We start from the raw sequence: 7,612 nt of genomic DNA on the forward strand, positions 1-7,612 counted from the left end.
CTCGCCCGCCCGGTCCCGGTCCTCCCGGGCCGGTCCTCCCCGGTCCCGGTCCTCCCCGGTCCCGGTCCTCCCCGGTCCCGGTCCTTTCCGGGCCGGTCCTCCCCGGGCCGCTCCTCCCCCTCGCCCCGCCGGGTCCTACTCCTGGTCCGGCGCGTCCGGCGTCCCGTCCTCGACGTCCGCCATCGCCGGGTCCAGCAGCCTGGACAGGAAGTGCCGTGTCCGCTCGTGGGCCGGGTTGCCGATGACCTGTGCCGGGGCGCCTTCCTCGACGATCACACCGCCGTCCATGAAGACGACCCGGTCGGCGACCTCGCGCGCGAAGGACATCTCGTGGGTGACGACCATCATCGTCATGCCCTCGTCGGCGAGCATCCGCATGACGGCGAGCACGTCGCCGACGAGTTCGGGGTCGAGCGCCGACGTCGGCTCGTCGAAGAGCATCACGTCCGGCCCCATGGCGAGCGCGCGGGCGATCGCGACGCGCTGCTGCTGGCCGCCGGAGAGCGAGGCCGGATAGGCGTCGGCCTTCTCCGCGAGCCCCACCCGGGTGAGGTTCTCGGCCGCGATCCGGGCCGCCTCCGCCTTGTCCCGGCCGAGCACCCGGCGCTGCGGCAGCGTGAGGTTCCCGGTCACCGACAGATGGGGGAAGAGGTTGAACTGCTGGAAGACCATGCCGATACGGCGGCGTACGGCGTCGATGTCGACGTCGGGGTGCGTGACCTCCGTACCGCCGACGAACACCTGGCCCTTGCTGGGCTCCTCCAGGAGGTTCACACAGCGGAGCAGGGTCGACTTGCCGGAGCCGGACGGGCCGATGACACAGACGACCTCGCCCTGCCCGACCTCCAGGTCGATGCCGCGCAGAACCTCGTTGTCGCCGAAGGACTTGTGCAGGTCCTTCACCTGGATCTCCGGCGTGCTCACTTGGAGGCCTCCCCCGTCTTCGCTTCGAGACGTCGTACGAGAAAGCCGAGCGGTACCGTCACCAGCAGATAGCACAGGCCCGCGACGAGAATCGGCGTGGAGTTGGCGGTCGTGCTGGCCAGGTCGCGGCCGTACTTGGACAGCTCGCGCTCCTCCAGGGTGACACCGAGGAACAGCACCAGCGAGGAGTCCTTGAAAAGGGTCACGAGTTCGTTGGTGAGCGGCGGGAGAATGATCCGGAACGCCTGCGGGACGATGATCGAGACCATGGCCCGCGCGTGCGAGAAGCCCAGCGAACGGGCCGCCTCCATCTGCCCCTTGGGCACGGCCTGGATGCCCGCGCGGAACGTCTCGGCCATGTAGGCGGCCCCCACCAGACCGAGCGCGATGGCGACCTTTCCGTACGTTCCGCCCGGGATCTCCGTGCCCGGGAACGCGAGCGGTACCGCGACGCCCACGAAGATGAAGATCACCAGGGCGGGCAGCCCGCGGAAGACCTCGATGTAGATTCCGGCGAACCAGCGGTAGGGGCCCACCGAGGAGAGGCGCATCAGGGCGATGACGATGCCCAGCACGAGACCGACGACGAAGCCGAACGTCGTGTAGAGGACGGTGTTCTTCAGCGCCAGCGTGATGACGTCCGGGAACATCTGCTTGACCAGGTCCCACTGGAAGAACTGGTTCTTCAGACGTCCCCAGTCCGCCGTGACCGCGAAGGCGATCACGACGGCGGCGAAGACGACGTACTGCGCGCCGCGCGAGAGCGAGCGCTTCTGGCGCCGGCTCAGGCCGGACCTGCGGGGCTGGAGGGGTGTGTCGGCACCACTCATGAGGCGGACGGGGAGGCCGCGGACGCGTCGTACGGGCCGATCCACTGCTCGTAGAGCTTCTTGTACGTGCCGTCGGCCTTCGCGTCCTTGATGGCCTTGTTGATCGCGTCGACGAGCTCGGTGTTGCCCTTCTTCACCGTGAAGCCGTACTGCTCACCGGTGTTGAGGTTGTCCACCACCTTGAAGGCGTCGGCGTTGGCCTTGTCCTTCAGCCAGCCCTGCACGACCGGGTAGTCGATGATGACGGCCTGCACCTGACCGCTGCGCAGGCCGCTCAGCACCGCGTCGGAGGACTCGAAGGAGACCGGGTCGAAGCCCTGCTGCTTCGCGTAGTCCTCGCCGGTGGTCTGCGCCTGGGCGCCGAGCTTCTTGCCCTTCGCCTTGACGTCGGCGAGGGAGTCGATGCCGCTCTTCTTGTCGACCAGGACAGCCTGGGTGGCGTCGAAGTACGGGTCGGAGAAGTCGACGTTCTTCTTGCGCTCATCGGTGATCGTCATACCGGCCGCGGCGAGGTCGCACTGCTCGGAGTTGAGGAACGCGCCCGTCTTGAAGTTCTCGAAGGGCGTGTCGACGATGGCCTGCTTCACGCCCAGGTCCTTGGCGACCAGGTCGATCAGCGACACGTCGAAGCCCTGCACCTTGCCGTCGATCTCCGACTGGAAGGGCGGGTACGGCAGGTGGGTGCAGGTCGTGAGCTGGCCGCTCTTGACCAGCGGGACCCCGCCCGAGGCGGTCGTCTTGCCGCCGCCGTCGTCGTCCGAGGAGCAGCCGGCCACGAGCAGCAGCCCGGCCGTGGCGGTGGTGGCGGCCAGAATGCGCGTCCGGCGTCCGAGGACCGAGTTCACGGAGACCTCCTGTGGGGGGACTGTGGGGGAACAGAGGGTTCTGATTATAAGGAAAGGTTTGAGTTGCTCAAATCAATCCGATGGCTACTGGTCCGTCTGGCCTCAGAATTCGCCGGTCCGGGTGCGCCCGGGGCCGCCGGTTACGCTCTGATCGTCGACACCACCGTGAGCGAAGAGAGCACCGCCGTGACCCACCCCCTTCTTGACCTGGCGCCGCTGAGCGCCGCGCACTTCGCGTCGATCGAGGACCGCGTCGCCCGGCTGCTCTCCACCGAGCAGGACGTCGTGATCATGCAGGGCGAGGCGCTGCTGCCCCTGGAGGGGGCCATCCGTGGCACCGCCGGCCCCGGCACCACCGCCCTGAACGTCATCACCGGCCCCTACGGGCAGACCTTCGGGAACTGGCTGCGGGACTGCGGGGCGACCGTGATCGATCTGGCGGTGCCGTTCCACGCCGCGGTCACCGCCGAGCAGATCCGCGAGGCCTTCGCCGAGCACCCCTCGATCGACTTCGTGTCGCTCGTGCACGCCGAGGCCGCCACCGGGAACACCAACCCGGTCGCGGAGATCGGCGAGGTCGTCCGCGAGCACGGCGCGCTCTTCTACCTGGACGCCGTCGCGTCGATCGGTGCCGAGCCGGTGCTGCCGGACGCCTGGGGCGTCGACCTGTGCGTGATCGGGGCCCAGAAGGCGATGGGCGGTCCGGCCGGGGTGTCGGCGGTGTCGGTGAGCGAGCGGGCGTGGGCCCGGATGGCCTCGAACCCCGCCGCGCCGCGCCGTTCCTACCTCTCCCTGTTGGACTGGAAGGAGCGGTGGGTCGACGGTGGCCGCACGGCGTTGCTGCACGCCCCGGCACAGCTGGAGATGCTGGCACTGGAGGCGTGTATCGAGCGGATCGAGGGCGAGGGCCTCGACGCGGTGATGACCCGGCACGCCTCGGCCGCCGCGGCCACCCGGGCCGGAGCCGTGGCACTCGGCGGGGGGCTGAAGCCGTTCGTTCACGCCGCCTCCGACGCGGCGCCCGTCGCCACCACACTGCAGGTGCCCGAGGAGGTGGACGCGTCCGCCGTGGTCGCCAAGGCGCTGGCCGCGGATCCCGCGCTGCCGCTCGCCGCGGGGGGCGGCGCTCTCGCGCGGTCGATGATCCGCGTGAACCACTACGGCCCCGACGCCACGCGCGGTGTCGTCCACTCCAGCCTCGCAGGCCTGGGCGCCGCGCTCGCCGAGTCCGGCTTCCCGGTGGACCTGGAAGGGGCACGCCGGGCCGTGGCGCTGGCCTGGGACTGATCCCGGCATGACCGGCGGGAGCGTCCGCGCCTCCGCCGGTCGGAGAACCCACGGACTCCGAACGGCGATGCGGCGGGAATTGCAAATCCTCTCCACACGCTTATCCTGCCGTTAAATAGGGAACCCAATTGATTCCGCACAGCTTCCCGCATTCTCCTGCCCGCTTTCCCTGTACCTAAACGCAAAGATTTCGCGAACGCCGAACGGCGTGATTCGGGCAGATCTCCCCCACATTTCGTCGCTGTGACACACTCCACAGCGCGCCCCTTTTCTGCGGTATTTTCCGGGCAAAAGCGGTCATAAAACTGCGTGCATCGCCGCTCCGTCACGGGCGCGTGATAACACACGGGTACGCCGTTCGTAACCCCGTCCGACGATGCAATTTGAACTTTCCGTCGGTAAATTCAATCCGCATGACCGCCGCACACGCAGACCTGTCAGCGGAATTCCTGGAAATGCCGGAGGACCTTCGGATCGACCGTCCGGAGGTGGCCGACGGGGCCGCCCTCTGGCGTATCGCCAAGGACTCCCGAACCCTCGACCTGAACTCCTCGTACAGCTATCTGCTGTGGTGCCGTGACTTCGCCGGCACCTCGGCGGTGGCACGCGACGCCGAAGGGCGGCCCGTCGGTTTCGTGACCGCGTACGTGCGCCCCGAGCGTCCGCGCACCCTGCTCGTGTGGCAGGTGGCCGTCGACGCGGCGTACCGAGGCCGCGGACTGGCCGCTCGGCTGCTCGACGGGCTGACGGCGCGGGTGGCGGCCGAGCGCGGACTGTCCGCCGTCGAGACCACCATCACTCCGGACAACACCGCGTCCGAGCGCCTGTTCCTGTCGTACGCACAACGCCATGGCGCGGCCGTCGAGCGCGAGGTGCTGTTCGAGGCGGAGCAGTTCCCCGACGGGCCGCACGACCCCGAAGTGCTGTACCGCATCGGCCCCTTCCCCCGCTGAACCTCTTCTTCCTCGCTCCCCCTTCTTCCGCCCCCTCCCCCACGCTTCGAGGAGCTATTCGCCGTGAGCATCACCCCGCCCGACCTGAGCGTCTTCGAGACCCTGGAGTCGGAGGTGCGCAGCTACTGCCGCAACTGGCCCACCGTCTTCGACCGCGCCCGGGGCAGCCGGATGTACGACGAGGACGGACACGAGTACCTCGACTTCTTCGCCGGCGCCGGGTCCCTGAACTACGGGCACAACAACCCCGTGCTCAAACGGGCCCTGATCGACTACCTGGAGCGCGACGGCGTCACCCACGGACTCGACATGTCGACGACGGCCAAGCGCGGCTTCCTGGAGACCTTCCAGAACCTGGTGCTGCGGCCGCGCGATCTGCCGTACAAGGTGATGTTCCCCGGCCCGACCGGCACCAACGCCGTCGAGTCCGCGCTGAAGCTCGCGCGGAAGGTGAAGGGGCGCGAGGCGATCGTGTCGTTCACCAACGCCTTCCACGGGATGTCGCTCGGCTCGCTCGCCGTGACCGGCAACGCCTTCAAGCGAGCCGGCGCCGGTATCCCGCTGGTGCACGGAACCCCGATGCCGTTCGACAACTACTTCGAGGGCCAGGTCCCGGACTTCCTGTGGTTCGAGCGGCTCCTGGAGGACCAGGGCTCGGGCCTCAACCAACCCGCCGCGGTGATCGTCGAGACCGTGCAGGGCGAGGGCGGCATCAACGTCGCGCGGCCCGAGTGGCTGCGGGCCCTCGCCGACCTGTGCAAGCGCCGCGACATGCTGCTGATCGTCGACGACATCCAGATGGGCTGCGGGCGCACGGGCGCGTTCTTCTCCTTCGAGGAGGCGGGGGTCGTGCCCGACATCGTGACCGTCTCCAAGTCCATCAGCGGGTACGGGCTGCCGATGTCGCTGTGCCTGTTCAAGCCCGAGCTGGACATCTGGGAGCCGGGCGAGCACAACGGCACCTTCCGCGGCAACAATCCGGCGTTCGTCACGGCCGCCGCCGCCCTGGAGGCCTACTGGGCCGACGGCTCCGCGATGGAGAAGCAGACCCGCGCCCGCGGCGAGCAGGTCGAGCAGGCGCTGATCTCCATCACCGAGGAGAACCTCGCCGACATCAAGGAGTACCGGGGCCGAGGGCTCGTCTGGGGCATCGAGTTCAAGGAGAAGGCCCGCGCCGGGCGGGTCGCGCAGCGCGCCTTCGAACTCGGTCTGCTCATCGAGACGTCCGGCCCCGAGAGCGAGGTCGTGAAACTGCTGCCCGCGCTCACCATCACTCCCGACGAGCTCGACGAGGGCCTGCGCACCCTCGCCCGCGCCGTCCGCGAGACCGTCTGACCGGACCGCCGCACACCACGAGAAGCACGAGAGAGAGGCATCGCACCACCGTGATAGTCCGTTCGTTCAAGGATGTTGAAGGCACCGACCGGCATGTGAGGGCGGCGACCGGCACCTGGGAGAGCAAGCGCATCGTCCTCGCCAAGGAGAAGGTCGGCTTCTCCCTGCACGAGACGATCCTGTACGCGGGTACGGAGACGCAGATGTGGTACGCGAACCACATCGAGGCCGTGCTCTGCGTGGAGGGCGAAGCCGAACTCACCAACGACGAGACCGGCGAGAAGCACTGGATCACGCCCGGGACGATGTACCTGCTGGACGGCCACGAGCGCCACACCATGCGTCCCAGGACCGACTTCCGGTGCGTCTGCGTCTTCAACCCGCCCGTCACCGGACGGGAGGACCACGACGAGAACGGCGTATACCCGCTGCTCACCGAGGAGGTGTGACACACCGATGACGACACTCACCGATCTGTACCCCAGCCGAGGCGCCACCGAAGTGGCCGTGCCGCGACAGGACCCGGTCATCTGGGGCACGCCGGGTGATCCCGGCCCGATCACCTCGCCCGAACTCCAGGCGTACGAACGCGACGGCTTCCTCCCCGTCGAGGAGCTGATCACCGAGGACGAGGTCGCCGTCTACCGGCAGGAGCTGGAACGGCTCGTCACCGACCCGGCGATCCGTGCCGACGACCGCTCGATCATCGAGCCGCAGACGCAGGAGATCCGGTCCGTCTTCGAGGTGCACCGGATCAGCGAGATCTTCGCCCGGCTCGTGCGCGACGAGCGCGTCGTCGGCCGGGCCCGGCAGATCCTCGGCTCCGACGTGTACGTCCACCAGTCGCGGATCAACGTCAAGCCGGGCTTCGGGGCGAGTGGCTTCTACTGGCACTCGGACTTCGAGACCTGGCACGCCGAGGACGGTCTGCCCAACATGCGGACGGTGTCCGTCTCGATCGCGCTGACCGAGAACTACGACACCAACGGCGGCCTCATGATCATGCCGGGGTCGCACAGGACGTACCTCGGGTGTGCGGGGGCCACGCCGAAGGACAACTACAAGAAGTCGCTGCAGATGCAGGACGCCGGTACGCCGTCCGACGAGGCGCTCACCCGCCTCGCCACCCGGCACGGCATCAAGCTCTTCACGGGCCGCGCCGGTTCGGCGACCTGGTTCGACTGCAACTGCATGCACGGTTCGGGCGACAACATCACGCCGTTCCCGCGCAGCAACGTCTTCATCGTGTTCAACAGCGTGGAGAACGCCGCGGTGGAGCCCTTCGCGGCTCCGGTGCGCAGGCCGGAGTTCATCGGGGCACGGGACTTCACGCCGGTGCGGTGACTTCCTCCGGCGCTACGGAGACACCTCGGCCGGTACGGAGTCGCGGCTTCGCCGGTTCCGGCTCGGGCCGGGTCCTCACCCTGATGTACGGGTG

Annotated in this window: 8 protein-coding genes; 5 read left to right on the plus strand and 3 right to left on the minus strand. The window is 68.6% G+C overall.

Annotated features, from left to right (window positions below; all coding sequences use genetic code 11):
- Nucleotides 1–135: 135 nt before the first annotated feature.
- From ACFWBT_RS24780 to ACFWBT_RS24790, 3 genes are read right to left on the minus strand one after another with little or no spacing between them, the layout of a single operon-like run.
- On the minus strand, nucleotides 136–924 hold the full coding sequence (locus tag ACFWBT_RS24780) for an amino acid ABC transporter ATP-binding protein (RefSeq protein WP_385704037.1): 789 nt from the start codon (nucleotides 922–924) through the stop codon (nucleotides 136–138).
- Nucleotides 921–1,754, minus strand: a complete 834-nt coding sequence (locus ACFWBT_RS24785; protein ID WP_385704039.1) for an amino acid ABC transporter permease — start codon at nucleotides 1,752–1,754, stop codon at nucleotides 921–923. Before ACFWBT_RS24785 ends, ACFWBT_RS24780 begins: the two co-directional genes overlap by 4 nt.
- Nucleotides 1,751–2,599: a transporter substrate-binding domain-containing protein gene (locus tag ACFWBT_RS24790; RefSeq protein ID WP_385704042.1), complete on the minus strand. Its 849-nt coding sequence runs from the start codon at nucleotides 2,597–2,599 to the stop codon at nucleotides 1,751–1,753. The genes ACFWBT_RS24785 and ACFWBT_RS24790 overlap by 4 nt, the downstream gene beginning before the upstream one ends.
- A 186-nt stretch (nucleotides 2,600–2,785) precedes the next feature.
- On the opposite strand from ACFWBT_RS24790, the gene ACFWBT_RS24795 reads away from it, so the two are divergent.
- The 5 genes from ACFWBT_RS24795 (at nucleotide 2,786) to thpD (ending at nucleotide 7,518) form a co-directional block, all read left to right on the plus strand.
- Nucleotides 2,786–3,886, plus strand: a complete 1,101-nt coding sequence (locus ACFWBT_RS24795) for a pyridoxal-phosphate-dependent aminotransferase family protein (RefSeq protein WP_385704055.1) — start codon at nucleotides 2,786–2,788, stop codon at nucleotides 3,884–3,886.
- Nucleotides 3,887–4,299: 413 nt separating this feature from the next.
- The gene (gene ectA / locus ACFWBT_RS24800; RefSeq protein ID WP_385704044.1) at nucleotides 4,300–4,839 is read left to right on the plus strand and encodes a diaminobutyrate acetyltransferase; all 540 of its coding nucleotides are present in this window, start codon (nucleotides 4,300–4,302) and stop codon (nucleotides 4,837–4,839) included.
- A 63-nt stretch (nucleotides 4,840–4,902) separates the two neighbouring features.
- Nucleotides 4,903–6,174 (plus strand): diaminobutyrate--2-oxoglutarate transaminase, encoded by a 1,272-nt coding sequence (gene ectB, locus ACFWBT_RS24805; RefSeq protein WP_385704045.1) that lies wholly within the window; start codon nucleotides 4,903–4,905, stop codon nucleotides 6,172–6,174.
- Between the two features lie 50 nt (nucleotides 6,175–6,224).
- A complete protein-coding gene (locus ACFWBT_RS24810) occupies nucleotides 6,225–6,623 on the plus strand; it encodes an ectoine synthase (protein WP_385704047.1) in 399 nt (132 codons plus the stop codon).
- A gap of 7 nt (nucleotides 6,624–6,630) precedes the next feature.
- Nucleotides 6,631–7,518: an ectoine hydroxylase gene (thpD, locus tag ACFWBT_RS24815; protein WP_385704050.1), complete on the plus strand. Its 888-nt coding sequence runs from the start codon at nucleotides 6,631–6,633 to the stop codon at nucleotides 7,516–7,518.
- The last annotated feature ends 94 nt before the right edge of the window (nucleotides 7,519–7,612 follow it).

The sequence above is a fragment of the Streptomyces sp. NPDC060027 genome, from assembly GCF_042737005.1.
GTDB lineage: Bacteria > Actinomycetota > Actinomycetes > Streptomycetales > Streptomycetaceae > Streptomyces.